Consider the following 1190-nt stretch of genomic DNA (forward strand, 5'->3'; position numbering starts at 1 on the left):
TCTACGACAAGGGCGTTCAGATCGAGGTGATCGCCAAGACCCTCGGGCTCGACCGCAAGACCGTGCGCCGCTACGCACACGCCGCCAGACCTGACGATGCCTCCCGCGGCAGCGGCTCCCGCCGCTACGGCCAAGTCCACGCCTACTCTCCCTATCTGTACCGGCGTTGAAACGAGGGCTGCACGGACGCGGCACGTCTTCATGCGGAGATCGTCGAGCTTGGTTACCGCGGCAGTAAGCGGACCGTCCGTTGCCACCTGCAACAGGTCCGGGCCAGCGGCAAACCCGCACCCGACAAGCCCAAAGAGCTGACCGTACGGAAAGCCACCTGGCTGATCACCGCCCGCCCCGGCAAACTCGACGAGAGCAACGCGCTCAAGCTCAAGCAACTCCTGTCCCGTTGCACGGAGTTGGATGCTGTCACAGATTGTGTGCGCCTTCGCCCGCATGATGGCTGAGCGTCGCGGCACCGAACTCGGCGCCTGGCTCACCCGCGCCGAGGACACCGGCCTCAAGCCGCTGTGCAGCCTGGCCCGCAGTCTGCGGCAGGACTTCGACGCGGTTACCGCCGGACTCACCCTGGAATGGAGTTCGGGCAAGGTCGAGGGCAACGTCAACAGGGCGAAACGGATCAAGAGGGACATATACGGACGGGCCGGATTCGACCTCCTCCGCCGACAGATCCTCTTTGCGGACTGGGCACCGTGACGCTCCGCGATCGGACCACAAGAACTGGATCAGAGCCAAACTGAGTGGCCGTTGACAGTCGACCTCAACCAGCTACACAACGAGGCCCTGGGCACCAAGCGATACCGGACTTCATCCGCGATGTGCGCAAGGAGATTCATCGAAGAAGCCGACTCCCTGCCCCGAGCCGACCCGGCGCAAGAGCAACTACAGCAGCGGAGGGGCACCTGTGTACAGCTCGCCGCAGGCGCGCAGCCTGCGCACATAGTTGAGCAGGGTGTTCGGACTGACCACGCAGTGCAGCATGGCGGCAAGCCGCGCGCCGGCCCGCCCAGCCAGGAACCGCCCGATCGATATCAGCATCGCCTGCTGCAGCTGACTGCGGTGGCCGTGGCGGAAGGTGAGGCCGTCGACCCGCTCGACGAAGGTTCTGCGCGGGCACGACTGTGCCTCCCCTCGTAGTGTGGAGATGTCCGCTATGAGGAAGTTCGATGGCAGAGATA

At 64.8% G+C, this 1190-nt stretch carries 2 pseudogenes; one reads left to right on the forward strand and one right to left on the reverse strand.

Going from position 1 to position 1190, the window contains the following annotated elements:
* Nucleotides 1-396 precede the first annotated feature (396 nt).
* Nucleotides 397-708, forward strand: a pseudogene (locus IEZ17_RS41635) (transposase); the annotation flags it as partial.
* Between the two features lie 186 nt (nucleotides 709-894).
* Here IEZ17_RS41635 and IEZ17_RS41640 read toward each other — a convergent pair.
* Nucleotides 895-1190 (reverse strand): annotated as a pseudogene (locus tag IEZ17_RS41640) (hypothetical protein); the annotation flags it as partial.

It is taken from the genome of Streptomyces albospinus (assembly GCF_014648695.1).
Taxonomy (GTDB): domain Bacteria; phylum Actinomycetota; class Actinomycetes; order Streptomycetales; family Streptomycetaceae; genus Streptomyces; species Streptomyces albospinus.